The organism is Streptococcus sp. HMSC072D05 (genome assembly GCF_001815805.1).
GTDB lineage: Bacteria > Bacillota > Bacilli > Lactobacillales > Streptococcaceae > Streptococcus.
Genome location: NZ_KV821990.1, coordinates 1 through 217 on the forward strand (window position 1 = coordinate 1; position 217 = coordinate 217).

Consider the following 217-nt stretch of genomic DNA (forward strand, 5'->3'; position numbering starts at 1 on the left):
CTTGCCGTCAAGCCTATCCTCTTTTGATAAACAAAAAAACTCCAATTACAAACGAGAATTAGAGTTTAGCTTACAAGATTAGACAGTTCTTTTCGACATACGAAAAAAACCTTTTCACATTTCCCTTCGCCAGTCTTAACTGTATCAGGTTCAATGGGTATCATCTCAGCCTAAAGCACCCCAAATGTCTTTATTATTTAATTACTGGACCAGTATA

General features: G+C 35.9%; 1 riboswitch.

The window, feature by feature from the left end:
• Window positions 1-104: 104 nt before the first annotated feature.
• Window positions 105-193: riboswitch (TPP riboswitch) on the reverse strand.
• Window positions 194-217: the final 24 nt, after the last annotated feature.